Source organism: Chitinimonas koreensis, from assembly GCF_014353015.1.
Taxonomy (GTDB): Bacteria; Pseudomonadota; Gammaproteobacteria; order Burkholderiales; family Chitinimonadaceae; genus Chitinimonas; species Chitinimonas koreensis.
The window spans coordinates 3,130,363-3,154,121 of the sequence record NZ_CP060704.1 but is presented as its reverse complement, the minus strand read 5'-3'; the positions used below and the strand labels follow the sequence as shown (position 1 = coordinate 3,154,121).

At 68.5% G+C, this 23,759-nt stretch carries 22 protein-coding genes and 2 pseudogenes; 16 read left to right on the top strand and 8 right to left on the bottom strand.

Annotated elements, in window-relative coordinates; all coding sequences use genetic code 11:
• Positions 1 to 21: 21 nt before the first annotated feature.
• On the bottom strand, positions 22 to 855 hold the full coding sequence (locus H9L41_RS13185) for a helix-turn-helix domain-containing protein (RefSeq protein ID WP_245589236.1): 834 nt from the start codon (positions 853 to 855) through the stop codon (positions 22 to 24).
• A 386-nt stretch (positions 856 to 1,241) separates the two neighbouring features.
• Here H9L41_RS13185 and H9L41_RS13180 point away from each other — a divergent pair, with 386 nt between their 5' ends.
• Positions 1,242 to 1,601, top strand: coding sequence for a hypothetical protein (locus H9L41_RS13180; RefSeq protein WP_187523398.1), 360 nt, complete (start codon positions 1,242 to 1,244; stop codon positions 1,599 to 1,601).
• Positions 1,602 to 1,698: 97 nt separating this feature from the next.
• On the opposite strand, the gene H9L41_RS24820 is transcribed toward H9L41_RS13180, so the two are convergent.
• Genes H9L41_RS24820 through H9L41_RS24810 form a run of 3 tightly spaced genes read right to left on the bottom strand, consistent with a single transcriptional unit; the run spans position 1,699 to position 3,331 of the window.
• Positions 1,699 to 2,025, bottom strand: coding sequence for a hypothetical protein (locus H9L41_RS24820; protein WP_265583771.1), 327 nt, complete (start codon positions 2,023 to 2,025; stop codon positions 1,699 to 1,701).
• Between the two features lie 38 nt (positions 2,026 to 2,063).
• The gene (locus tag H9L41_RS24815) at positions 2,064 to 2,672 is read right to left on the bottom strand and encodes a hypothetical protein (RefSeq protein ID WP_265583770.1); all 609 of its coding nucleotides are present in this window, start codon (positions 2,670 to 2,672) and stop codon (positions 2,064 to 2,066) included.
• 5 nt (positions 2,673 to 2,677) lie between these two features.
• A complete protein-coding gene (locus H9L41_RS24810) occupies positions 2,678 to 3,331 on the bottom strand; it encodes a recombinase family protein (RefSeq protein ID WP_265583769.1) in 654 nt (217 codons plus the stop codon).
• Between the two features lie 77 nt (positions 3,332 to 3,408).
• Between H9L41_RS24810 and rimO the strand changes: the two genes are divergently transcribed.
• From rimO to H9L41_RS13135, 8 genes and pseudogenes are all read left to right on the top strand, one after another.
• Entirely contained in the window at positions 3,409 to 4,674 is a 1,266-nt protein-coding gene (gene rimO / locus H9L41_RS13170) for a 30S ribosomal protein S12 methylthiotransferase RimO (RefSeq protein ID WP_308419510.1), read from the top strand.
• Positions 4,675 to 4,746: 72 nt separating this feature from the next.
• Positions 4,747 to 5,685, top strand: a complete 939-nt coding sequence (locus H9L41_RS13165) for a hydrogen peroxide-inducible genes activator (RefSeq protein ID WP_028446918.1) — start codon at positions 4,747 to 4,749, stop codon at positions 5,683 to 5,685.
• 106 nt (positions 5,686 to 5,791) lie between these two features.
• Positions 5,792 to 6,940, top strand: a complete 1,149-nt coding sequence (locus H9L41_RS13160) for an NAD(P)/FAD-dependent oxidoreductase (RefSeq protein ID WP_028446919.1) — start codon at positions 5,792 to 5,794, stop codon at positions 6,938 to 6,940.
• Between the two features lie 14 nt (positions 6,941 to 6,954).
• Positions 6,955 to 8,162: pseudogene (locus H9L41_RS13155) on the top strand (GNAT family N-acetyltransferase).
• A 256-nt stretch (positions 8,163 to 8,418) separates the two neighbouring features.
• Positions 8,419 to 9,321, top strand: coding sequence for an alpha/beta fold hydrolase (locus H9L41_RS26175; RefSeq protein WP_373282118.1), 903 nt, complete (start codon positions 8,419 to 8,421; stop codon positions 9,319 to 9,321).
• Between the two features lie 289 nt (positions 9,322 to 9,610).
• A complete protein-coding gene (locus tag H9L41_RS13145) occupies positions 9,611 to 11,866 on the top strand; it encodes a DUF1631 family protein (protein ID WP_187523397.1) in 2,256 nt (751 codons plus the stop codon).
• Complete coding sequence (locus H9L41_RS13140; RefSeq protein ID WP_187523929.1) at positions 11,767 to 12,201, top strand: DUF1631 family protein; 435 nt, start codon at positions 11,767 to 11,769, stop codon at positions 12,199 to 12,201. Before H9L41_RS13145 ends, H9L41_RS13140 begins: the two co-directional genes overlap by 100 nt.
• 105 nt (positions 12,202 to 12,306) lie before the next feature.
• Positions 12,307 to 13,206 (top strand): alpha/beta fold hydrolase, encoded by a 900-nt coding sequence (locus H9L41_RS13135; protein WP_028446923.1) that lies wholly within the window; start codon positions 12,307 to 12,309, stop codon positions 13,204 to 13,206.
• 1 nt (position 13,207) lies between these two features.
• Here H9L41_RS13135 and H9L41_RS13130 read toward each other — a convergent pair whose 3' ends face one another.
• From H9L41_RS13130 to H9L41_RS13115, 4 genes are all read right to left on the bottom strand, one after another.
• Positions 13,208 to 13,399 carry a hypothetical protein gene (locus H9L41_RS13130; RefSeq protein ID WP_028446924.1) on the bottom strand — a complete coding sequence of 64 codons (192 nt, stop codon included), beginning with the start codon at positions 13,397 to 13,399 and terminating at the stop codon, positions 13,208 to 13,210.
• A gap of 234 nt (positions 13,400 to 13,633) precedes the next feature.
• A complete protein-coding gene (gene serB, locus H9L41_RS13125) occupies positions 13,634 to 14,488 on the bottom strand; it encodes a phosphoserine phosphatase SerB (RefSeq protein WP_028446925.1) in 855 nt (284 codons plus the stop codon).
• Between the two features lie 128 nt (positions 14,489 to 14,616).
• Entirely contained in the window at positions 14,617 to 15,285 is a 669-nt protein-coding gene (lolD, locus tag H9L41_RS13120; RefSeq protein WP_028446926.1) for a lipoprotein-releasing ABC transporter ATP-binding protein LolD, read from the bottom strand.
• On the bottom strand, positions 15,278 to 16,522 hold the full coding sequence (locus H9L41_RS13115) for a lipoprotein-releasing ABC transporter permease subunit (RefSeq protein WP_028446927.1): 1,245 nt from the start codon (positions 16,520 to 16,522) through the stop codon (positions 15,278 to 15,280). The genes lolD and H9L41_RS13115 overlap by 8 nt, the downstream gene beginning before the upstream one ends.
• A gap of 264 nt (positions 16,523 to 16,786) precedes the next feature.
• On the opposite strand from H9L41_RS13115, the gene H9L41_RS13110 reads away from it, so the two are divergent.
• The 7 genes and pseudogenes from H9L41_RS13110 to H9L41_RS13080 all read left to right on the top strand — a co-directional run bounded on the left by H9L41_RS13110 (position 16,787) and on the right by H9L41_RS13080 (position 23,725).
• Complete coding sequence (locus tag H9L41_RS13110; RefSeq protein WP_028446928.1) at positions 16,787 to 18,337, top strand: hypothetical protein; 1,551 nt, start codon at positions 16,787 to 16,789, stop codon at positions 18,335 to 18,337.
• Complete coding sequence (locus H9L41_RS13105; protein ID WP_187523396.1) at positions 18,337 to 19,137, top strand: hypothetical protein; 801 nt, start codon at positions 18,337 to 18,339, stop codon at positions 19,135 to 19,137. The genes H9L41_RS13110 and H9L41_RS13105 overlap by 1 nt, the downstream gene beginning before the upstream one ends.
• The gene (locus H9L41_RS13100) at positions 19,119 to 19,358 is read left to right on the top strand and encodes a hypothetical protein (protein WP_187523395.1); all 240 of its coding nucleotides are present in this window, start codon (positions 19,119 to 19,121) and stop codon (positions 19,356 to 19,358) included. The genes H9L41_RS13105 and H9L41_RS13100 overlap by 19 nt, the downstream gene beginning before the upstream one ends.
• 194 nt (positions 19,359 to 19,552) lie before the next feature.
• Positions 19,553 to 21,237 (top strand): annotated as a pseudogene (gene recJ, locus H9L41_RS13095) (single-stranded-DNA-specific exonuclease RecJ).
• 87 nt (positions 21,238 to 21,324) lie between these two features.
• A complete protein-coding gene (gene rlmB, locus H9L41_RS13090) occupies positions 21,325 to 22,086 on the top strand; it encodes a 23S rRNA (guanosine(2251)-2'-O)-methyltransferase RlmB (protein WP_028446930.1) in 762 nt (253 codons plus the stop codon).
• Entirely contained in the window at positions 22,083 to 22,769 is a 687-nt protein-coding gene (locus H9L41_RS13085) for a 4'-phosphopantetheinyl transferase family protein (RefSeq protein WP_028446931.1), read from the top strand. The genes rlmB and H9L41_RS13085 overlap by 4 nt, the downstream gene beginning before the upstream one ends.
• Positions 22,770 to 22,981: 212 nt before the next feature.
• Positions 22,982 to 23,725, top strand: coding sequence for a response regulator (locus tag H9L41_RS13080; protein ID WP_051319164.1), 744 nt, complete (start codon positions 22,982 to 22,984; stop codon positions 23,723 to 23,725).
• The last annotated feature ends 34 nt before the right edge of the window (positions 23,726 to 23,759 follow it).

Below are 23,759 nucleotides of genomic sequence, written 5' to 3'. Positions count from 1 at the left end.
CCTGTGACAGTAAAAAATAGGTCACCCTGCAATTTGGCCTGGGGCCAGATCGCAAAGCAGAGCCAGTATACGAGTCACATTTTTCGGGGCGAAAAACCGCCCTGCCACAAGGTCGTCCTCGCGGACGGCGTTGGTCACGATGATGGTTTGGACAATCTCGCCGGCCACGATCGAGGCCTGGGTAGCCAAGCTGTCCGCAGCGTTGGACTGCACGATCAGGATGTCAGGGAGGTGCCGGCGAGGCTCGAGCCGGTTGGCTCTGGTCTCGTCGGCGTGCGCCAGTTGCGCGTTTGGTCGACGAAACTCGTTCATGAGCTTGTAGACGTCGTGACAGACGACTGCCGAATAGCCTTCGTCGCTTAGCCTCCTGGCCAGCCGTGTGACGAACTCCATGTCGTCGCCGTGCACTGCCACCACGGTCTCGGTGTCGGCGACCACTTCCGGTATGACGTCGAGTCTAACGACCGGCCGCCCGGCTTCGCGGCGGTACCGGAACCGACCGACTTGCCAGCCATTACCGTCCGGCCAAGCCAGCAGCGTATCTGCGGCGACCGGCAGTACCAGCTCAGGCTCAATCCACGCTACGCAGTCTGACCGGACGCCGTTGACCTCGACCTTGGCCTTGATCGCTTGCACTGTCTCCGGTGTTCCATCCAGTAGCAGGGCTGGAGGAACGCCCAGTGCAGCGGCTATCCGCTCCAGCATCTCGATGCTCAGCACGTGGCGCATGTGCCGGTCTGCGACGGACCGGTGAACCCCGAGCAGCCGTGCGAGCGTACTGACGTAGTGTCGAGGGCTTGTCTCGAACAAAGGGATCAGTCGCCGAACATTTTGGGCGATTCGCTCAGAGAGCATCATGGCTGTAATTGAGGCCTGGCGCGGCTTCCGGTCGAGTGTCGCAGGATATGAGACAGTGTAACCTTGCGCGGCCGTTGGGCGACAGGCTAGCGTGTCTGTAGGCCGCCTAGCGGACCAAAAAAACGACCGTTTGAAGGAGGAGAAGTAAATTGAATGACCATCAAGATGTTCCCCTGGCGTTGAGTCGCCATCCTTTAATCCGGCTTGGTCGGATTAGCGCACTTCGGCCATGTGCCGTAATTTCTAGTTCGAATGAATTTAATTCGAATATGGAATCGGCTTCGGTCCGACAAAATAATCAGGCACCTACAGGTGGTGAATTGCTTGCAGTATCTGCATTCGATCAAAACAAATAATATTGTCATGGTGAAAGCGGGGAGACTATGAATGTCCGCAAGAAGCGAGACATCGAGGCGGCGCGTGAGATTTTGGCGTCTAGTAAGAAAGATGGCGGGGGCGCGGTTGCGGCCAATCTGCCATTCGTTGACGGTTTGAACTATTGGAATGTGCCGCTGGTTGATGGCTATGCTGGCGGATATGCGGCCGGCAAGGCAATGGGCGTGGTGTTTATTGATTACATCGGACAGTACCCTGAGAACAGTCTCGTGCTTTTCCAGATAGTCGATTCAATGATTCGGCAGAGCGCTGCATTGGATTTAAAGCTGCATTTGAATACTCCGATGACGCTTCTTCCGGATGACATATTGTCGCTTCGGGGCAGGTGGCAGGATTCTTTAGGGTAATTGCGGAATATGCAGCGGCAAAGGCCGAGTGCGCGTGATGACTTTGAAGTTGAGCATCGCTTCCGCCTTTTCGAAAAGGCGGAGGCGGTACTCCTTGCTAGAATTCGTTCGAGGTCAGGGCGCTGGAATCGAAATCCTCTGACGCTACCCAAGCACTGGATCGCCGATCAATCCGCAGTGTGCGGGTCGTGCCTGATTTGGCGACCAATACTAGGTCGATATAACGTCGGGAATCGTCAGATTCAAGATTGATGCTGCGGGTGTAGACGACGATATGTGAAAAGGTGTCTGCCACGAGTCGGCGTATTTTCATGCGCGCGTCGTAGTCTTGTGCCTGGGCGTGGCCTGCTAGGGCCGCCCAGGCCTCGGCGAGGGCTGGTGCAGCGCGATTCTGTAGTGCTGTAAGTTCCTGCTCCGCAGCCATTGCTCGCTTCATCTCCGCGTCCAGCTCCTGTTCTAGCGCTAGCGCCTTGCGCGTGAACGCCAGCGGCGTGGACTCTTGGGCGGCCCGAGGATTGCGTCCGTGATTCGCTCAATCTGCGTCTGCAGTTCCGCAACGCGCTGCCTGGCAAGGGCGACACGGTCGCGCGCGGCTTGCTCTGCGCCACCGCCTGACAGCATGGCGGTCATGTTGATCTGGTCGGCGCAGTAAGTTAGGAGTGCACGCTCGACCGGTACGACGCTGCAGCTGCCGCCCTTGCATCCTTTGGAGTGGTTAACTCCGACACAAAGAATCCGGCGTTGTCCGTCTTGTACGCTTCCATCCTCGTTTCGCCTTCTGGCCATGTTGTTCTGGCCGACTACGGCTGATCCGCAGTAGCCGCAGTAGGTGATGCGCAGCCCGGTTATGATGCCTGGTATCTCACCTTTCCCCTTGCGTCGACCGCGGTGGGAGGCAAGCTGCTGCAGTTCGGCGAACTCGGCATCGCTGATGATGCTGGGGTAGTAGCCAGGTAGCCGATAGGTGGTGCCTTGGACCTCGATTTCCTTTTCGCCGATCAGTGCCCTGAGTCGGATGGTGCGGTACAGATTGGATGCGGCGACGAGCTTCCCTGTCGGCGATAGGCCCAAGGATGTCAGCTGGCGTACGATCTCTGTGCCCCGTGCCCTTTCTTGTATGCGTCGATCACGTGCCTAACGGCGGTGACGCGCTCAGGGATCAGCTCCCACGATGTTCCGGTCCACTTGACCCAGGCTGGATCCTTGCCATTTCGGATGACGCCGCGCCATGCCCCGGTCATCCAGTTCTCGCATTGGCGTCTTAGTGCTGCGGTGACCCGCTTACTCTTGGTGTCCGATTCTTCATGCGCCCGGATCATCACGAGCAGGCTATAGACCAGGTCCATCGGTTGGGCTTTTAGCCGCTCGCGGTTGTACTCCTTCCCATCGCTGGCCGTGACTACGGTGATCCCGGCGTTGATGATCTGCGCGAGCTGTGCCTGTGCCTGTATTGGCTCAGCCCGGCTCAGGCGATCCAGGCCCTCGACGATCAGCACTGATCCAGGCGCGATGCGCTCCTCTTCGATCGCGCGGAGGAAGGTGCCGAGGGCGCCTTGCTTGACGTGCTTCTGGTGGTAGGCCGAGAGCCCTTCATCACGAAGAGACAACGTCTGGTCAAGATCATGCCCGCGCTCTTCCGCCCATCGGTTCGCGTACTGAATCTGTCGTTCTATGCTGTTGCCGGTAGCCTGCTTAGGGTCTGAAAAACGTAGGTAGCTGTATACTTTCATGTTTTCTAATTTGTGGCAGTGACATGAACAAGATTCCCAGTATAGGTATGGTATCGCTCGGGTGCCCGAAAGCCTTGGTGGACTCCGAGCAGATCCTCACCCAGCTGCGCGCCGAGGGTTATGCGATCTCGCCGAGCTACCAGGACGCCGACCTGGTGGTGGTCAATACCTGCGGCTTCATCGACAGCGCGGTGACCGAGTCGCTCGACGCCATCGGCGAGGCGCTCAACGAGAACGGCAAGGTGATCGTGACCGGTTGCCTGGGGGCCAAGGACGGCGGCAACCAGATCCGCGACGTGCATCCGTCGGTGCTGGCGGTGACCGGCCCGCACGCGACGCAGGAAGTGATGGCCGCGGTGCACCAGCACCTGCCCAAGCCGCACGACCCCTTCGTCGACCTGGTGCCGCCGCAGGGCGTCAAGCTCACGCCCAAGCACTACGCCTACCTGAAGATTTCCGAAGGCTGCAATCACCGCTGCTCGTTCTGCATCATCCCGTCGATGCGCGGCGACCTCGATTCGCGGCCGATCCACGAAGTGCTCAAGGAAGCCGAGAACCTGGCGCGCGCCGGCGTCAAGGAACTGCTGGTGATTTCACAGGACACCAGCGCCTACGGCGTCGACGTCAAGTACAAGACCGGCTTCCACAACGGCCGGCCGGTCAAGACCCGCATGACCGAGCTGTGCCGCGAGCTCGGCGACATGGGCATCTGGGTGCGGCTGCACTACGTCTACCCGTATCCGCACGTCGACGAGGTGATCGAGCTGATGGCCGCCGGCAAGGTGCTGCCCTATCTCGACATCCCGTTCCAGCACGCCAGCCATTCGGTGCTCAAGGCCATGAAGCGGCCGGCCAATGCCGAGAACGTGCTCAAGCGGCTGGAGAAGTGGCGCTCCGTCTGCCCCGACATCGCGATCCGCTCGACCTTCATCACCGGCTTCCCCGGCGAGACCGAGGCCGACTTCCAGACCCTGCTCGACTTCCTCGACGAGGCCCAGCTCGACCGCGTCGGCTGCTTCGCCTATTCGCCGGTCGACGGCGCCACCGCCAACGACCTGCCCGACCACGTGCCGGCCGAGATCGCCGAGGAACGCAAGGCGCGCTTCATGGAAAAGCAGGCTGCCATCAGCGCCGCCAAGCTCGCGGCCAAGATCGGCCGCCGGCTCACCGTGCTGGTCGACGAAGTCGACGAGGAAGGCGTGGCCGCGCGCAGCTACGCCGATGCGCCCGAGATCGACGGCATGGTCTATGTAGAGAATGCGGCCGGCCTCAAGGTCGGCGACTTCGTCGAGGTCGAAGTCGTCGATGCCGACGAGTATGATTTGTGGGCGGCAAGAGTGTAAGTTCTTGCTAATATTCTCGGCCGTGCCGGCCCCGCCGGCGTTCGTGTCCCGTACCTCCTTCGGCGTGCTTCCATGACCCTGACCGAGCTGAAATACATCGTCGCCGTGGCGCGCGAGCGCCATTTCGGCCGCGCCGCCGGCGCCTGCTTCGTCAGCCAGCCGACCTTGTCGGTCGCGGTCAAGAAGCTCGAGGACGAGCTCGGCGTCACGCTGTTCGAACGTTCGGCCGGCGATGTCTCGGTCACGCCGATCGGCGAGCGCATCGTGTCCGAGGCGCAGCGCGTGCTCGAGCAGGTGCAGACCATCAAGCAGCTGGCCGAGCAGGGCAAGGATCCGCTGTCCGGCCCGCTGCGGCTCGGTGCCATCTACACCATCAGCCCCTACCTGCTGCCCTTCCTGATCCCGCGCCTGCGCGCCGCGGCACCGCAGATGCAACTGCTGCTCGAAGAGAACTACACCGCCCGGCTGGCCGAGATGCTCAAGCAGGGCGACATCGACGTCGCCATCCTGTCCGAGCCGTTCCGCGAAAGCGGCCTCGCCACCCAGGCGATCTACGACGAGCCCTTCGTGGTGGCCACGCCCAAGGGCCACCCGTGGGAAAAGCTCAAGGCGATCGACGCCGCCCAGCTCGAGGAAGAGAACGTGCTGCTGCTGTCGCCGGGCAACTGCTTCCGCGACCAGGTGCTGCAGACCTGCCCCGAGCTCAACCGCGAGGCGCTGCCGGCCGGCAGCAGCCTGCAGCGCACGCTGCAGGGCTCCTCGCTGACCACCATCCGCCACATGGTCGCCGGCGGCATCGGTGTGACCGTGCTGCCGGTCACCTCGGTCACCCCGGCCGATGCCCAGCTGCTGGCGATCCGCCCGTTCAAGGGCGAGGCGCCGACCCGCCGGGTGGTGCTGGCCTGGCGCCGCAACTTCCCGCGCCGCGAGGCGATCGAAGCGGTGCGCCAGGCGGTGCTCGGCAGCGAGCTGCCCGGCGTCGCCATGCTGCACGACGCCAAGGTCGACTGATCGTCGCCATGTCCCGTTTCCGTCTTCTTCGCCGCGTCCGGCCTTCGTGCTGCACGCGGTTCTTCCTTTTTTCCGATCCCGCGCGGATCGTTCCCCTGGAGTTCGCATGACCGCCCCGATCACCATCGTCGGCACCGGCCTGGCCGGCTACAACCTCGCGCGCGAATTGCGCAAGCTGGCGCCCGACGCGGCGCTGCGCATCGTCAGCGCCGATGCCGGCGATTTCTACTCGAAGCCGATGCTGTCCAACGCGCTGGCCGGCAACAAGTCGCCCGAGCAGCTGGCGATGAAGCCGGCCGCGAAGATGGCCGAGGAGCTGCGCGCCGAGCTGTTGACCCATACCCGCCTCGAGGCGATCGACCCGGCGGCGCGCCGGATCGCAACCCGCGCCGGCGCCTTCGACTACGACCGGCTGGTGCTGGCGCTCGGCGCCGACCAGGCTTCGCACGGCCTGGCCGGCGACGCCGCCGGCGAGGTGCTCAGCGTCAACGACCTGGCCGACTATGCGCGCTTTCGCGGCGCGCTGGCCGGCAAGCGGCGCGTGGTGCTGCTCGGCGGCGGCCTGATCGGTTGCGAATTCGCCAATGACCTGGCCGCTACCGGCCATGCGGTCGAGGTGATCGACCCGGCCGGCTGGCCGCTGAGCCGCCTGCTGCCCGAGGCCGCCGGCCGCCGGCTCGAGGCGAAGCTGGCCGAACTGGGCGTGGCCTTCCACTGGGGCGTGAGCGCGCAGTCGGTCGAACGCGACGGCGCGGGCTACCGCGTCACCTTGTCGGACGGCCGGGTGCTGGCGGCCGAGCTGGTGCTGTCGGCGATCGGCCTCAAGCCGCGCATCGGTCTGGCGCAGGCCGCCGGGCTGGCGGTCGGCCGCGGCATCGTGGTCGACCGGCGGCTGCAGACCAGCGCGCCGGGCATCTATGCGCTCGGCGATTGCGCCGAGGTCGACGGCTGGCTGCTGCCCTACGTGATGCCGATCATGCAGGCCGCGCGTGCGCTGGCCGCCACGCTGGCCGGCAACGAGACCGCCGTCAGCTATCCGGCGATGCCGGTACTGGTGAAGACGCCGGCCTGCCCGCTGGTGGTCTCGCCGCCCGCGCCGGGGGCCGCCGGTACCTGGCAGGTCGAGCAGGACGATGCGGCGCTGCGCGCCAGCTTCGTCGCCGCCGACGGCAAGCTGCTCGGCTTCGCCCTGCTCGGCGCCGCCACCGCCGAGCGGCAGGCCTTCGTCGGTCGCGTGCCGCCGGTACTGGCCTAACCCCGGGCGGCGCGATGGAGCTGCGTTTCCACCAACGCATCGATGCCGTACCGGCCGCGCAGTGGGATGCGCTGGCCGGCGGCCGGTCGCCGGCGGGGCAGTCCCTGATCGAGCAGTCTCCCGTGGGCCGGCCCGGAATGGGCCAGCCCTCAATGGGCCAGCCCTTCCTGCGCCACGCCTTTCTCGATGCGCTCGAGCAGGCCGGCTGCGTCGGCGGCGAGACCGGCTGGGCGCCGCTGCATGCCGGCCTGTACGACGGCGACGCGCTGATCGCGGCGATGCCGCTCTATCTCAAGCAGCATTCCTGGGCGAGTACGTGTTCGACTGGGCCTGGGCCGATGCCAGCGAGCGCGCCGGGCTCGACTATTACCCCAAGTTGCTGGCTGCCGTGCCGTTCAGCCCGGTGCCCGGGCCGCGGCTGCTGGCGCGGGATGCGGCCGCCGCGCGCGGCCTGCTCGACGGCGTGCTGGCCTTCGCCGGCGAGGCCGGCCTGTCGGGCCTGCATTGCCTGTTCCCGCGCGACGACGAGGCGGCGATCTGCGCCGCGGCCGGCATGCTGCACCGGCGCGGCGTGCAATTCCACTGGCGCAACCGCGGCTATCGCGATTACGCCGACTTCCTCGATTCGCTGCAGCGCGACAAGCGCAAGAAGCTGCGGCAGGAACGGCGCCGGGTGGCCGACGCCGGCGTCGAGATCGTGCGCAGGACCGGCGCGGCGATCACCGCCGAGGACTGGGCCTTCTTCGTGCGCTGCTATCAGCGCACCTATGCCGAGCACCGCTCGACGCCCTATCTGAACCTCGATTTCTTCCGGCGCCTCGGCACGCAGCTCGGTGAGCACTGTCTGCTGGTGCTGGCCTGTCAGGACGGCGAGCCGATCGCCGCGGCGCTCGACCTGTTCGACGGCGAGCGGCTGTACGGCCGCTACTGGGGCGCGCTGCGCTACGTGCCGAACCTGCATTTCGAGCTGTGCTACCACCAGGGCATCGAGTTCGCCATCGAGCGCGGGCTGGCGGTGTTCGAGGGCGGCGCGCAGGGCGAGCACAAGCTGGCGCGCGGCTTCGAGGCGGTCGAGACGCATTCCTTCCACTGGCTGGCGCAGCCGGCGCTGGCCCAGGCGGTATCGCGCTACCTGCAGCGCGAAGGGCAGGGCGTGGGGCAATACCTCGACGAACTCGGCGAGCGTGCGCCGTTCGCGCAGGCGGCCGGGCCGGCCGGTTGAATCGGCGATCGGGTGGAGCAGGGCGCCGACAGGCCTCAACTGATAAAATCAAGCGCTTGTTAGAATTCGTCCGCCCTCGATTCCTTTCTCCGCTCCCGCCGTGACGACCCCATCCGATCCCGACCTGCCGCAACAAGCTTCGCTGTTCTTCGATGCGCCGCCGCCGGCCGTCATCGCCGGCCAGCCCGACCGGCTGCACCTGCGCCGCATCCACGCCGGCCTGGATGGTCCAGGTCCCGGCAGTCCGGCCGTGTTGATGGTGCACGGCGCCATCGCCAACGCGCGCACCTTCTACAGCGAGCGCGGCAAGGGCCTGGGGCCGTGGCTGGCGCGCCGCGGCTACGATGTCTACGTGCTCGACCTGCGCGGCCGCGGCGCCTCGCTGCCCAAGATCGACCGCCGCGCGCGCCACGGCCAGACCGAGAGCATCCGCGACGACCTGCCGGCCGCGCTGGCCGAGATCGTCCGCCTGCGCGGCGAATCGGTCGCGCTGCACCTGGTGGCGCATTCCTGGGCGGGGTGCTGCTGTCGTCGATGCTGGCGCGGCGGCCGGACTGGGCGGTGCGCGTGCGTTCGAGCGTCTACCTCGGCAGCAAGCGCAGCATCCGGGTATGGAACTGGCGCCGGCTGTACGAGATCGAGCTGTTCTGGAACCGCGCCGCCAATCTGTGGCTGCGCCGCGACGGCTACCTGCCGGCCGCGCGGCTGGGCATGGGCGCTGACGACGAGACCGCCAAGAGCCTGCGCCAGAGCCAGCGCTGGGTGCGCGAGCGCGGCTGGGTCGATGGCGACGACGGCTTCGACTATGCGGCCGCGCTGCGCCAGGGCGGCCTGCCGCCGACGCTCTACCTGGTCGGCGGCAACGACCCGGTGCGCGGCCACGAGCGCGACGTGCGCCGCTTCGCCGCCGAATCGGGGCCGCACCCGCACGCGATCCGCCTGCTCGCGCGGCGCGGCGGCCTGGGCCGCGATTACGGCCACGTCGACATGCTCACGCACGCGCAGGCCGAGCAGGAGGTCTACCCGCTGGTACTCGACTGGTTACGCTCGCATCGCTGAATGCCGGGGCGGCGCGATTTTGTCCTTGGCAAAATTGACGGCGTCGGCCTCGGTTATCCACAGGTTTGCGATGGTCATTTATGTTTATGTCATTAATTGATGATTTGCTGGTGTTCTATGTGAATCAATAGCTTGTGTCGATGAGTTGAGGCGGTTTCTCGCAGAGTTGACGGCGAGCTGAACAAAAAATTAACATGCCCTTATATTCCATTGTGATGGATCGGAAAACGGCGGTGATCCAATCGCGATAGGACCAGCCAACGCGGCGCGTGCTCCAGCCCGGCGGTGCTACCATGGATGGTGGCTGTGCCGGGCCGTGCCATGCGGAGACCAGGGCGATGAGTGCAGCCGAACAGAACAAATTTGCGGATTTCACAGCAGGGCCGTCCATGCAGCGACCCCCGAGCGGCAGCCGTCCGAACACGATGAGCAAGAAGCCGGAAAACGCCTCGATGTTGTCGTCGTGCCGCGATCTCGCGGCCGACCTGCTATCGAAATCGCTCTCGACCATGCTCGACAAGATCGAAGAGTCGCTGTTCGAGCTCGCCGACAAGGCGCTCGACCGCGATACCTACAATCTCTACATGGAAGCGCGCGGCCAGGCCCAGCAGAAGCGCGCCGACCTGGAGATGGAATTCCGCCGCCGCTTCGTTGAAGGCTTCGACATCATGGTCAGCGGCGACCGCAAGCGCGACACCGACCGCTTCGACAAGCTCGACCTCGACAAGCTCGAACTCTCGCTGGTCGGCCACGACGACTACGAGGAAGACCTCGCCGTCACCAATATCGCCAGCAAGCTCAAGAACAAGCTCGGCGACGAACTCAATGCGCTGAACTACCGCATCGGCCACCTGATGCAGCTGCCCGAGGCCAGCCGCGAGGACAATCCGCTGAGCCCGCAGTCGGTGGTCGAAGCGTTCCGCAGCGCCTGCCTCAAGCTCGAATCCGATCTCAACGTGCGCCTGCTGGTACTGCGCCAGTTCGAGCAGATGGCGGCCGAGAACGTCCCCGACGTCTACCAGAACCTCAACCGCTTCCTGGTCGAGCGCAACATCCTGCCGGTGCTGCCCAAGGCCGGCTTGCGCCGGCGTGCGCCGAGCGCTCCGCCGCGCCAGGGCCAGCAGCCGGCGGCGCCGCAAGGCGAGATGCCGGGCGGGATGCCGGGCGCCGCCGACATGGCGCAGGCTGCCGGCCTCGCCGCCCAGATGGGCTTCGGCGGCCAGGGCTACGGCGTGCAGAACTACGCCTCGCAACTGGGCTACGGCGCGGGCGGCTTCGCCCCGGCCGGTGCCGGCGCAACCAGCGAGCTGCCGGCCTACGCGGTCGGCAACGAACACGAGCTGATCACCACGCTGCAGCAGCTGCTGGCCTTCAACCAGGCCATGCAGGCGCTGCCGCAAGGACAGGCCGCCGCGCCGGCCGCCGGTGCCGCGACCGGCGCATCGATGGCCGATGCCGGCCTCGCCGCCGCGCAAGCGCTCAATGCCGCGGCCGCCAGCCCGGCGCCGATGTTCATCACCAGCGTGGGCCAGAGTTTCCTCGACGCGCTGAACCAGCTGCAACAGGGCCGCATCGACGGCGCGCTGGCCGACCCGGGCGAGCTCGACGCGCATGCGCTGAGCACCGGCAGCGGCAACGTGCTGCACCAGATCAAGACCACCAGCCTGGCCGACTCGCTCGGTCACGTCGATGCGATGACCATCGATATCGTGGCGATGCTGTTCGACAACCTGTTCGACGACCGCAACATCCCGGCGCCGATGAAGGCGCTGATCGGCCGGCTGCAGATCCCGGTGCTCAAGGTGGCGATGCTCGACAGCAAGTTCTTCGCCCGCAAGCAGCACCCGACCCGCCGGCTGCTCGACGCGCTGGCGCAGGCCGCGCTGGGCTGGGACGAGGCCGACGGCCTGGACGACCGGCTGTACCGCAAGATCGCCTCGATCGTCGAACACATCGTGAAGGACTTCGACGAGAACCTGCCGATCTTCGAAACCTCGCTGGCCGACCTCGAGCAGTTCCTGGCCGAGGAAGAACTGCGCTCGGCATCGAGCGCCGAGGCCGCCGCCGCCGAGATGATCGCGGCCGAGAAGGCCGAGCTGGCGGCGCGCCAGGCCGAGCTGGCGGTGAGCCAGAAGCTGGCCGGCGCGGCGGACGCGCCGCAGCTGATCCGCGATTTCCTGTCGCGCCAGTGGCGCTCGGTGCTGCAGCGCGCAGCGCTGGAGAACGAACAGCGGCCCGACGCCTGGGGCGATGCGGTCAAGGCGATGGACGACCTGATCTGGAGCGTGGCGCCCAAGGTCGGCGTGGAAGAGCGGCTGCGGCTGGTCAACGTGCTGCCGCGCCTGTTGAAGAAACTCGAACGCGCCACCGAGGAGGCCGGGCTCGAGCGCACCGAGCGCGAGGCCTTCTTCTCCGAGCTGGTGCACTGCCACGCCAACGCGATCAAGAGCGGCCTGCGCCAGGCCGAGCCGCCGCCGGCCGTGCCGACGATGACCGCCTCCGTCGCGATGTCGGGCCTGGCCCCATGCCGGCGCCGGCCGCCCCGGTGCTGGCCCCGCTCGAGATGCCGGGCGCGGCCGCGCCGACCCCGATTCCGGCGCCGGTCGATCTGTCCGACCTGCCCAAGCTCGATATCGGCTCGCTGACCGGCGCCTTCGAGGTGACCGACACCAACTGGGACAGCGGCCTCGACAAGTACCGCGACTACGACGACGTGGTCGCCAACCAGCTCAAGCGCGGCGCCTGGGTCGAGTTCCGCCAGGACGACGGTTCGAGCATGCGCGCCAAGCTGGCCTGGGTCAGCCCGCGCAAGAGCCGTTACCTGTTCACCAACCGCCAGGGCGAGAACGGGCTGGAGTTCACGCTGGTCGAGCTGATCGCGCTGTTCAAGCGCGGCGATGCCAATATGATCGACAGCACGCCGTCGGTGGAGCGCGCGGTCAGCGACATGATCGACATGCTGCAGACGCAGGCCGCCTGACTTCCGGCCGCCCGAGTGCCGGCCACCTGGTCGCCGGCCGGCCGTGCCGGACGTCGAACGAATCGTGCCCGCCTTACGGCGGGCACTTTGCATTGGGAGAACCGCTTGTCCGAGTCCGACCGCTATCGCCCCGTCCATCCCGCCGAATCGACCGTCGTGCGCCTGCGCGGCCTCGACCACCGCGTCTTGCGCTGGGGGCGCGCCGACGGCCGGCCGGTCCTGCTGCTGCACGGCTGGATGGATTGCGCCGCGAGCTTCCAGTTCATGGTCGACGCGGCGCCGGCGGCGCTGCGCGACTGCGCGCTGATCGCGCCGGACTGGCGCGGCTTCGGCGACAGCGGCTGGGCGGCCGATTCCTATTACTTCCCCGACTACCTGGCCGATCTCGACGCCTTGCTCGACCGGCTGGTGCCGGACGGCCCGGTAGCGCTGGTCGGCCACAGCATGGGCGGCATCGTGGCCGGCCTGTATGCCGGCATCCGGCCCGAGCGGGTCGGCCACTACGTGTCGCTGGAAGGCTTCGGCCTGCCGGCGGCGCAGCCGGCGCAGGCGCCCGAGCGCTACCGGCGCTGGCTCGACCAGCTGCGTGCCGGCGCGTCGGAGCGCAGCTTCGCCGACCCGGCCGCACTAATCGCCAAGCTGCGCGCCAACGATCCGCGGCTGCCGGCCGACAAGGCGGCCTGGCTGGCCGGCGAACTGGCGCACGTAGAGGCCGGCGGCGCGCGGCTGCGCGGCGACCCTCGTCATAAATGGGTGAATCCGGTGCTGTACCGGCTGGAGGAGGCGATGGCCTGCTGGCGCCGCGTGAGCGCACGCACGCTATGGCTGGCCGGCGACGAGGCGCGGCTGCTGAAATGGCTGGGCGAGTCGGCCGAGCAGTTCGCCCTGCGGCGCGCCTGCTTCGCCGATCTGGACTACGCCGTGGTGGCCTGCAGCGGCCACAACCTGCACCACGACGCGCCGGCCGAGGTGGCGCGGCGGGTGGTGGACTTCCTGGCGGACTGAATCAGCGGTACTCGGCCTGGACGTAGACCGGCGCGCCTTGCGCCGGCGCGTAGCTGGCGGTCAGGCTCAGGCCGTCGCCATGCGCTTCCTGGCGGAACTCGGCCGGCAGATCGTCGGACGGGCGGGGGCTGCGGTCGAACAGGCTTTCGATTTCGCGCAGCAGCGGGAGGGCCAGGGCGGGGATGAGGATCATGATGGACGCTCCTTTGCGTGATGCATCTTATGGATGCAATTGGCATTGTGGGATGTAGTTTTGTGCGTTGCAACAACAAAACGAAGATCGCGTCGGAAGGCCGAATTTCAGAATAAATGCTCTACGCGGCTTGATTCTGGCGAGTGGTAAAACATCGAGGCGATCCGTCGTATGACGGATCGCCTCGGTTTTTGTTGCAGTGCAAAATTACTTGTGCGGGCGGTGCGGCTGACCTCAGTCGAAATAAGCCAGTACCGCGTCGAGCCCGCTCGCATCGAGCGCATACGGCGCCTGCGCCTTGACCAGCGGCTTGGCGTGGCAGGCGATGCCGTAGCCGGCCGCCGCCAGCATCGGCAGGTCGTTGGCGCCGTCGCCCAGCGCGATCACCTGCTCGGGGCGCAGGCCGAGTTCCTCGCGCATCTTGGCCAGTTCGTCGGCCTTGCGCTGGGCGTCGACGATGTCGCCGAGGATGCGGCCGGTCAGCTTGCCGTCGACGATCTCGAGCCGGTTGGCGATGGTGCGGGTCAGCCCGAGCCGCTTTTCCAGCCGGTCGGTGAAGAAGGTGAAGCCGCCCGAGATCAGCAGCGTGCGGATGCCGGCCGCCTGGGCCGTGCGCAGCAGCGTCTCGGCGCCCGGCATCAGCGCCAGCCGCTCGTCGTAGACGCGGCCCAGCGCCGATTCGTCCAGCCCGGCCAGCAGCGCGACGCGCTCGGTCAGGCTCTGGCGGAAGTCGAGCTCGCCGCGCATCGAGCGCTCGGTGATCGCCGCCACCTGCGGCTTGATGCCCTGCAGGTCGGCGATCTCGTCGATGCATTCGATGGTGATCAGCGTCGAATCCATGTCCATCACGATCAGGCCGATGTCGGCCAGCCGTGCGTCGTGCGGCAGGAAGGCATGGTCGTAGCCGGCCTCGGCGCAGAAGGCGGCGACCGCGCCGCGGCTGGCCGGATCGGCCGGCGTCAGCTTGAAGGCCTGATGGGCCAGCTCGCCCGGGCGCACCGCGGCGATGTCGGTCGCGCCGGCCAGCTGGGCCAGCCGCTTGAGGTTCTGGGTGGCGATCTCGGGCGCCTGGATGACGAGCTTGTGCATGGTGGTTGCGATCGATGAGCGTGAGCGTAGGAGCGGCTTCAGCCGCGAATCGTGCCGACGTGCCGGCTCGACCATTCGCGGCTGAAGCCGCTCCTACAAGGAAGTTTCGGGCGCCGGCGACGCCGGCCTCAGACCAGCCGCCCGTCCGCCAGCGTCAGCACCCGCCCGGTGCGCGCCGCCAGCTCCGGGTCGTGGGTGACGATGACCAGCGCGGTGCCGAGCCGGTCGTTCAGTTCCAGCATCAGCTCGTAGACCGCGTGGGCGGTGTGGCGGTCGAGATTGCCGGTCGGCTCGTCGGCCAGCAGGCAGGCCGGGCCGGTGACCAGCGCGCGGGCGATGGCGGCGCGCTGGCGCTCGCCGCCCGACAGCTCGCCCGGCTTGTGGCGCAGCCGGTGGCCGAGGCCGACCTGCTCGAGCATGGCGGCCGCCTGCCGTTCGGCTTCGGCGCGGTTCATGCGGCGGATCAGCAGCGGCATCGCGACATTCTCGACCGCGGTGAACTCGGGCAGCAGGTGGTGGAACTGATAGACGAAGCCGAGCAGCTTGTTGCGCAGCGCGCCGCGGGCGGCCTCGCCGAGCTTGAACGGATCCTGGCCGGCCAGCGCCAGGCTGCCGCGGCTGGGCTTGTCGAGCGTGCCCAGGAGGTGCAGCAGCGTGCTCTTGCCCGAGCCGGAGGCGCCGACGATGGCCAGCTTCTCGCCGCGCGCCACCGTGAGGCTGACGCCGTCGAGCACCGGCACGTCGAGGTCGGGATAGGTCTTGGCGAGGCCGCGGGCGTCGAGGATGAATTCACTCATAGCGCAGCGCCTCCGCCGGGTTGATGCGCGAAGCGCGCCAGCTCGGGTAGAGCGTGGCGAGGAAGGCCAGCACCAGCGACACCGCGCCGATGAAGCCGACGTCGCCGGCCAGCACCTCGCTCGGCAGTTCGGAGATGTAGTAGACCTGCGGCGACAGGATCTGCACGCCGGCCAGCCGCTCGAAGAAGCCGACCACCGCGCCGACGTTGCTGGCCAGCAGCACGCCGCCGAGCACGCCGGCCAGCGTGCCGACGATGCCGATGGTGGCGCCCTGGATCACGAAGATCTTGAGGATGCTGGCCGGCGAGGCGCCCAGCGTGCGCAGGATGGCGATGTCGGCCTGCTTGTCGGTGACCGTCATGACCAGGCTCGACACCAGGTTGAAGGCCGCGATGCCGACGATCAGCGTGAGGATCAGGAACATCATGCGCTTCTCGATCTGCACCGCGCGGAAGTAGTTGGCGTTCTCCATGGTCCAGTCGCTGAACCACAGCGGCCGCGGATTGCCCTGCGCCAGCCGCAGCCGCGCATTGGGCGCGTCGAGCGGATCGGCGATCGCCAGCCGCACGCCGCTGACGTCCTCGCCCAGCCGGTAGAGCTTCTGCGCGTCCGCCAGTTCGATCAGCGCGAGGCCGGCGTCGTACTGGTACATGTCGATGCGGAAGATGCCGACCACGGTGAAGGTCTTCATGCGCGGCATCAGCCCGGCCGGGCTCATATTGCCCTGCGGCGTGATCAGCGTGACCTTCTGGCCCAGCGTGGCGCCGATCGAGCGGGCCAGCTCCTGGCCCAGCACGATGCCGAATTCGCCGGGCCGGAGCGCGTCGAGCCGGCCGGCCGCCATGTGGCGGCCGAGGCCGGCCACCGCGTCCTCGCGCGCCGGCACGATGCCGCGCACCAGCGCGCCCGACACGTTGCCGTCGAACGACAGCAAGCCCTGCGCCTGCACGTAGGGCGCGGTGGCCTTGACGGTCGGGTCGGCGGCCAGCTCGGCGGCCACCGCCTGCCATTCGCCCAGGCGGTTGTCGCGGCCGGTGACCTGGACGTGCGAGGCGACCTCGAGGATGCGGCCGCGGATCTCGCGCTGGAAGCCGTTCATCACCGACAGCACGGTGATCAGCGCCATCACGCCGAGCGCGATGCCGACCATCGATGCGGCGGAGATAAAGGATATGAAGCCGTTGCGGCGCTTGGCGCGGGTATAGCGCAGGCCGATCAGCCACTCGAATGATTTCACTGGACGGGCTTATGGAACGGGGAGGGCGCAGTGTGCCACACGGCCGCTGCGAACCAAAGCCGGCGCGGTGTTCCGGGCCGTCCCGGCGGCGGCGTTAATACCTAAATTGCAAATGATGCGTAACAAGCGCGATGGTCGTGCGTCTAAATGGTTAAAATGGCCGCCTGACCCAGGCGGTATAGGCATAAGGCAATAATCGGCGAGATGATCGGGACATTAAAAAAACTCTTTGTTTTCGGCCGTGAATCGCGGCTGGAAAAAGCCGTGGAGACGGTGTCGAGCGCGCGGACGCTGGCACCGGTGCAGGCCATGCAGTCGATCGGCGAATGGCTGCATCACGAGAACAGTCGGGCGGCCAACCGCCAGGACGGCCTGGCCGTGCTGCGGGCGATCGACGCCGACCTGCGCGCCATCGTCGAGGCTGCGCTCGCCGGCATGATCGAGGCGCATACCAACCACGCCCGCATGAACCTGCTGCTGCAGACCACGGTGCCGTTCTGCGCCACCATTCTGCATACCTATACCGAGGCGCTTCGGCGCGAGATGGTGGAGACCGCGCGCAAGTCCAACAACGCGCCGCTGGTGCAGGCTGCCGTCGCCAACTGGCTGTACTGGATCGGCCGCGACCACGTGGTGCGCTTCGTGCGCGAGCCCAAGATCGATCGGCTGCCGTGGTTCGAGATCCGTCCCGCCACCGAATTCGCGCTCGGCCTGGGCGGCTCGCTGACGCAGAAGATCGCCCGGCCCGACGGCGAGGCCGGCCGGCTGCAGCGCCAGCTGGCCCACCTGGTGCTGCTGTCGCGCACGCTGACGCCGGACCTGCAGGGCCGCCAGCTGCTGATCGCCGACCGCATCGCCGACAGCCTCGCCAGCTTCATCCGCATCAGCGACGAGCACACTTCCCAGACGCCGTTCGGCCAGGCCAGCGACGACGACAATCCGCCCACCGTGCTGACCCGCATGCCCTCGCAGCTCAAGGCCGAGGGCAAGGGCCTGTTCTACGGCCTGGAGCAGAGCCTGCAGGAACTGATGGCGCTGGAGACCCTGATCGCGACCCAGGGCAAGGTGCCGCAGAAGATGGACCCCGACGGCCGCATCAACCCGGCCGAGGTGCTGGCGGTGATCCGCCACCTGAAGAACCGCTGGAGCGGCCGCGAAGTGAAGCGGATGGCCGAGCGCAAGACGGTCAACGGTTCGCTGATGATCTGCTATGACTTCAACACCGTGCGCCGCATGGTGGTGCAGGCCACCCAGCAGAGCACCGTCAAGACGGTGGAGAGCACGGTCGAGCGCGCCATGGTCGAGGACGTCAGCGCGACCGGCATCGGCCTCAAGCTGGTCAAGCACACCGGCTGGCTGCGGCTGGGCCTCCTGATGGGCGTGAAGACCGACAAGGACACCAACTGGCGGCTCGGCATCGTGCGGCGCGCGGTGGCGCGCAACCACGGCGAGATGATGGCCGGCGTGCAGCTGCTCGGCCGCAATCCCGAGTCGATCCGGCTGACGCGGCAGGCCCGGGTGTCCAACTGGGAGCGGGTGACCGACCAGCAGGCCTGGGACAATCTGCTCGGCCTCTACCTGCGGCCCGAGGCCCTCAACGAGAACCATCACCTGCTGATCGTCGGCAAGGCCGAACTCGAGATCGGCAAGAGCTACGGCGCGCCCGGTACCCGCGAGGGCGACCTGGTGTTCCGAGTGATCTCGCAGCACGAGATCGGCGCCGATTGCGTGTTCTACCGCGCCGAGCGGGTCGCCACCCCGGTGCCCGGCGCGCCGCCGCCGTCGCCGCCGAACGACGGCAAGCTGTCGGTCTGATGCTTACGCTGGTCATCCCCGGCGCACGTTTCGTGCGCCAGTTCGGTTTCGATCCCCTGTCCGACCTGCGCCTGCCGGCCCTGGCCTCGCTGCTGGGCCGCGCCGAGCGCGCGGCGCAGCCGGGCCGGCCGGCCGAGCGATGGTTGCGCGAGCGCTTCGGCGCCGCCGAGGTCTCGGCCGCCGCATTGACGCTGGCGGTCGATGCGCCCGATGCGCCGGCCGGCCACTGGCTGCGTGCCGACCCGGTCCACCTGCGGCCCGACCGCGACCGCGCGCTGCTGTTCGACGCCAGCGCCTTCGACCTCGACGCCGGCGAGGCCGCCCAGCTGGTGGCCGGCCTCAATGCGCTGTACGCCGCCGACGGCCTGCATTTCCTCGCCGCCACGCCGACGCGCTGGTACCTGCGGCTGGCCGAGCCGGCGGCGATCGCCACCACGCCGCTGGCCGAGGCCGCCGGGCACGACATCCGGCCCTGCCTGCCGGCCGGGCCCGATGCGCTGCGCTGGCATCGTTTGCTCAACGAAATCCAGATGTACCTCTACAGCCACCCGGTCAACGATGCGCGCGAAGCGCGCGGCCTGCTGCCGGTCAATTCGGTCTGGCCCTGGGCGAAGGCGCCGCGCCAAGCGGCCTGGCCCGGCCCTGGCCACGGCTGTGGGCCGATGCGCCGCTGGCGCGCGGCCTGGCCTGCGCCGCCGGGGTCGAGATGGCCGCCTTGCCGGCCGGTTTCGACGCCGGCCGCGCCGATGGCCTGGTCTGGCTCGATACGCTGGAGCGCTTCGTGCGCAACGGCGACCTGAACGGCTGGCGCGCCGAGTTCGAACGGCTCGAAGCGGCCTGGTTCGTGCCCTTGCTGGCGGCCTGGCGCGGCGGCGCGCTGCCGGCCTGCGAGCTGCTGCTGCCCGGCGAGGGCCAGACGCTGGCGGCGCGGCTCGAGCCGGCTGCGCGCTGGAAGTTCTGGCGCCGTCCGGCCGAGCCGTCCCGGCTGCTGGCCGAGCCCGCGCCGGCCGTCCCCGCTTGAGCCGCCTTGCCGGCCGTCGAGTTGCGAATCCGCTGATCCGATGCGCCGGCGAGCGTAGCGAGGCTCCCCGCCGGCGGGGATGAATCGAGGGTGAGCCGCTGCTTCAGCCCGAACCCATGGCCAGCGCCCGGGTTTCCCGGGCGCATGCGCCGACCGTCGAATCCGATCCAAAGCAATCAAGTTTCACAAGGCTCATGCGTATCCTCAATCGCTCCATTCCTCCCGACGCCGAGCGTGCACTGCTCGCCGCCGGCCTGCACCCGGTCGAGGCGCGCGTCTACGCGGCGCGCGGCATCGCCGATCCGGCCGAGCTGGAGACCGAGTTCAAGCACCTGCTGCCGGCGGCCGGCCTCAAGGGCATCGAGGCTGCGGCGCGGCGACTGGCCGACGCGATCGCGCGGCAGGAGCGCATCCTGGTGGTGGCCGACTACGACGCCGACGGCGCGACCGCCTGCGCCGTGGCGCTGCGCGGCCTCGGCGCCATGGGCGCGGTGGTCGACTTCATCGTGCCCAACCGCTTCGAATACGGCTACGGCCTCACGCCCGAGATCGTCGAGCTGGCCGCGACGCACAAGCCGGCGCTGATCGTCACCGTCGACAACGGCATCGCCAGCGTGGCCGGGTGGAGCGCGCCCGTGCGCTCGGCATCGAGGTGCTGGTCACCGACCACCACCTGCCCGGCGACGCGCTGCCCGAGGCGCTGATCGTCAACCCGAACCAGCCCGGCTGCACGTTCGCCAGCAAGCACCTGGCCGGCTGCGGCGTGATGTTCTACACGCTGCTGGCGCTGCGGGCCGAACTGCGCAGCCGCGACGCCTTCGCCAGCCGGCCCGAGCCGAACCTGGCCGACCTCCTGGACCTGGTCGCGCTCGGTACCGTGGCCGACGTGGTGCGGCTCGACGGCAACAACCGCATCCTGGTCGAGCAGGGCCTGCGCCGCATGCGCGCCGGCCGCGCCCAGCCGGGCCTGCTGGCGCTGTTCCAGGCGGCCGGCCGCGAGCCGCGCCGCGCCAGCGCCTTCGACCTCGGCTTCATGCTCGGCCCGCGCCTCAACGCCGCCGGCCGGCTCGACGACATGAGCCTGGGCATCGCCTGCCTGCTGGCCGACGATGCCGGCGCGGCGCTCGACATGGCGCGCGAGCTCGACCGGCTCAACCGCGAGCGGCGCGGCATCGAGGCCGAGATGCAGGACATCGCCCAGGCCAAGCTCGACGCCATCGCGGTCGGCGACTGCTATGGCCTGACGGTGTTCGACCCCGAGTTCCACCAGGGCGTGGTCGGCCTGGTCGCCAGCCGGCTCAAGGATCGCCACCACCGGCCGACCATCGTGTTCGCCAGCGGCATGGAAGGCGAGGTCAAGGGCTCGGGCCGCTCGATCGCCGGCCTGCACCTGCGCGACGCGCTCGACCTGGTCAGCAAGCGCGAGCCCGGCCTGATCGCCAAGTTCGGCGGCCACGCCATGGCGGCCGGCCTGACGCTGGCCGATCCGGCCGGGGTGGAGCGCTTCCGCGCCGCCTTCGAGGCGGTCTGCCGCCAGTCGATGAGCGAGACCGCGCTGACCCGAACCATCGAGGTCGACGGCGAGCTCGACCCGCTGGCGATGAACATCGAGCTGGCCGAACGGCTCGACCGCCGCGTCTGGGGCCAGGGCTTCCCGGTGCCGAGCTTCGTCGGCCGTTTCCGCGTGCGCAGCCAGCGCGTGGTCGGCGAGAAGCACCTGAAGCTGCAGCTCGAAGGGCCGGGCGGCCAGTTGTTCGAAGCGATGCGCTTCCAGCATGCCGAGCCCCTGGCGGATATGATCGAGGCGGTGTACCAGCTGTCGGTCAACGAGTGGCAGGGGCGGCGCAGCCTGCAGCTGCTGGTCGAACATACGCTGTAGCAGCGGTCGACTTCGTAGGTCGGGCTTTATGCCCGACCTACAATGGCCCGGTCCGCACCAACAATCGAAATCGAACCCGGTTCATCCATGTCCAACAAACGCATCCTGCACGGCTTCCATGCCGTCACCGCCCGCCTGGCCCGCCTGCCCGACAGCGTGCTCGAGCTCTACGTCGCGCGCGGCCGCCACGATCCACGCATGGCCGAGCTGCTCAAGCTGGCCGAGCGGCAGGGCCGCCGCGTGATCCCGGCCGATCCGGCCCGGCTCGACGGCCTGGCCGGCCACCAGCGCCACCAGGGCGTGGCGGCCGTGATCGACGCCAACAAGACCTTCATGTCGCTCGAGGACGTGCTCGAAGACCTGGCCGAACCGCCGCTGCTGCTGGTGCTCGACGGCGTCACCGATCCGCACAACCTCGGCGCCTGCCTGCGGGTGGCCGACGCGATGGGCGTGCACGCGGTGATCGCGCCGAAGGACAAGTCGGTCGGCATCACCGCCACCGTCTCCAAGGTGGCCTGCGGCGCGGCCGAGGTGCTGCCCTACATCGTGGTGACCAACCTGGCCCGCACGCTGCGCGACATCAAGGACGCCGGCATCTGGATCGCCGGCACCGACATGGACGCCGACACCGACCTGTTCCACTTCGACCAGACCGGGCCGCTGGCCTGGGTGATGGGTGCCGAGGGCCACGGCATGCGCCGGCTCACGCGCGAGCACTGCGACGTGCTGGTCAACATCCCGATGTTCGGCACGGTCGAGAGCCTCAACGTTTCGGTCGCCAGCGGCATGTGCGTGGCCGAGAGCCGCCGCCAGCGCGTGCGCGCGGCCGAGGCCGCGGCGAAGGCATGAACGGGCTGGCCGCGCTCGAACCGGTCGCGCTCGACGGGCGGACGGGGGCGGGCGTGGCGGTGTGGCGGCTGAGCTTCGACCTCGCGGCCGAGCTGAGCCGCAGCCAGCTCGACGGTCTCGACGCGGCCGAGCGTGCCCAGGCGGCGCGCTACTACCGCCAGGCCGACCGCGTGCGCTTCGCGCTGACCCGGCTGACGCTGCGGCGCCTGCTCGGCGAGCGGCTGGGCCGGCCGCCGGCGGCCATCCAGTTCCAGGCCGGGCCGCACGGCAAGCCGGGCCTGGCCGGCGGCGAGCTGCCGCATTTCAACGTCTCGCATGCCGGCGGCCACGCGCTGATCGCGCTGGCCGAGTCGCAGCCGGTCGGCATCGACCTCGAACGCCACGACGCCAGCCGCTCGCTCACCGGCCTGGCCGGCGAGATTTTCACCGCGGCCGAGCAGCGGCATTGCCGCGGCGGCGCCGAGCTGGCGGCGTTCTACGACATCTGGTCGGGCAAGGAGGCGGTGCTCAAGGCCTGGGGCGTCGGCATCGGCGAATTGCTGCCGGCGCTGACGGCGCTGCCGCTGGCCGACGGCCGCTATGCGCTGTCGCTGCACGGCGCCGACTGCCGGGCGACGCAGGCCTGGCGCTTGCCCGCACCGGCCGGTTATTCGGCCGCGCTGGCATCGGGCGAGCGGGCCTGAAGGCCGCAGCGCCGGCGCCTTCGCGCCGCCACCCACCCGGGTGAATCACCAGGGGCCGCACCGGTCGTCCCGGTGTTCGCACCAGTTCCGCGCTTGCGCCCGATCCGGACAATAGGCATCGGTCCCCTCGTCCCGCGACGGTCGGCCGAATCGACGGTCTGCAGGCCCGCCTGTACGCCGCCCGCCTTCACCCCGCAGCGCGAGCACGCATCATGGCCCAGCCCGTACCGGAACGCGTCCTGATCCTCGTCGACGACGAGCCGAGCATGTTGTCTTCGCTGGCGCGGCTGTTCCGCTACGACGGCTACCGCATCCGCACCGCGCCGTCGGGCGAGGCCGGGCTGGCCCTGCTGCAGGCCGACCCGGTGGCGGTGGTGCTGTCCGACCAGCGCATGCCGCAGATGGACGGCACCACCTTCCTGGCCGAGGTCGAGCGCCGCTTTCCCGATACCGTCCGGCTGATCCTGACCGGCTACGGCGGGATCGACCAGCTGATCGAGGCGGCCGATCGCGGCACGGTGTGGAAATTCCTCAGCAAGCCGTGGAACAACGACCAGCTGCGCATGCAGATCGCCGCCGCCTTCGAGCGGCTCGAACTGCTGCTGCGCCAGGACGGTTTCCGGCCCGGGCCGCCGCGCGGCGGCGGCGCCGAGCCGGCCATCCTGCCGGCCGCGATCTTGCAGCTGTCGTCCGATTGCCGCGTGCTGACGCTCAACGACCAGGCCTGCCGGCTGCTGCCCGGCGGCGAGACGCTGGCCGGCCGGCTGCTCGATGCGCCATGGGCCGCGCCGCTGCGGCAACTGGCCGGCACGGTGGCGCGCCAGCGGCTGCCGCTGTGCACGCCGTGCTGGCTGGCGGGGCGCGATTTCCAGGCGGTCTGCCTGCCCGAGCCGGAAGCCTGCCTGCGGCTCTGCCTCTATCCGGTCGGCACGGATATGCAAAGGGCCGCGGCCTGACGGCGGCGGCCCGCTCTTCTCCAATTCCAGTCCG

Bases quoted from the DNA above. Each gene is read 5' to 3' on its own strand.
- lolD (WP_028446926.1), bottom strand. From the start codon at position 15,285: ATGAGTGAATTCATCCTCGACGCCCGCGGCCTCGCCAAGACCTATCCC.
- H9L41_RS13185 (WP_245589236.1), bottom strand. From the start codon at position 855: ATGCTCTCTGAGCGAATCGCCCAAAATGTTCGGCGACTGATCCCTTTG.
- H9L41_RS24810 (WP_265583769.1), bottom strand. From the start codon at position 3,331: ATGAAAGTATACAGCTACCTACGTTTTTCAGACCCTAAGCAGGCTACC.
- H9L41_RS13105 (WP_187523396.1), top strand. From the start codon at position 18,337: ATGCTTACGCTGGTCATCCCCGGCGCACGTTTCGTGCGCCAGTTCGGT.
- rlmB (WP_028446930.1), top strand. From the start codon at position 21,325: ATGTCCAACAAACGCATCCTGCACGGCTTCCATGCCGTCACCGCCCGC.
- H9L41_RS13145 (WP_187523397.1), top strand. From the start codon at position 9,611: ATGCAGCGACCCCCGAGCGGCAGCCGTCCGAACACGATGAGCAAGAAG.
- H9L41_RS13165 (WP_028446918.1), top strand. From the start codon at position 4,747: ATGACCCTGACCGAGCTGAAATACATCGTCGCCGTGGCGCGCGAGCGC.
- serB (WP_028446925.1), bottom strand. From the start codon at position 14,488: ATGCACAAGCTCGTCATCCAGGCGCCCGAGATCGCCACCCAGAACCTC.
- H9L41_RS13160 (WP_028446919.1), top strand. From the start codon at position 5,792: ATGACCGCCCCGATCACCATCGTCGGCACCGGCCTGGCCGGCTACAAC.
- H9L41_RS13085 (WP_028446931.1), top strand. From the start codon at position 22,083: ATGAACGGGCTGGCCGCGCTCGAACCGGTCGCGCTCGACGGGCGGACG.
- H9L41_RS26175 (WP_373282118.1), top strand. From the start codon at position 8,419: ATGGTGCACGGCGCCATCGCCAACGCGCGCACCTTCTACAGCGAGCGC.
- H9L41_RS13180 (WP_187523398.1), top strand. From the start codon at position 1,242: ATGAATGTCCGCAAGAAGCGAGACATCGAGGCGGCGCGTGAGATTTTG.
- H9L41_RS13130 (WP_028446924.1), bottom strand. From the start codon at position 13,399: ATGATCCTCATCCCCGCCCTGGCCCTCCCGCTGCTGCGCGAAATCGAA.
- H9L41_RS24820 (WP_265583771.1), bottom strand. From the start codon at position 2,025: ATGGCTGCGGAGCAGGAACTTACAGCACTACAGAATCGCGCTGCACCA.
- H9L41_RS13080 (WP_051319164.1), top strand. From the start codon at position 22,982: ATGGCCCAGCCCGTACCGGAACGCGTCCTGATCCTCGTCGACGACGAG.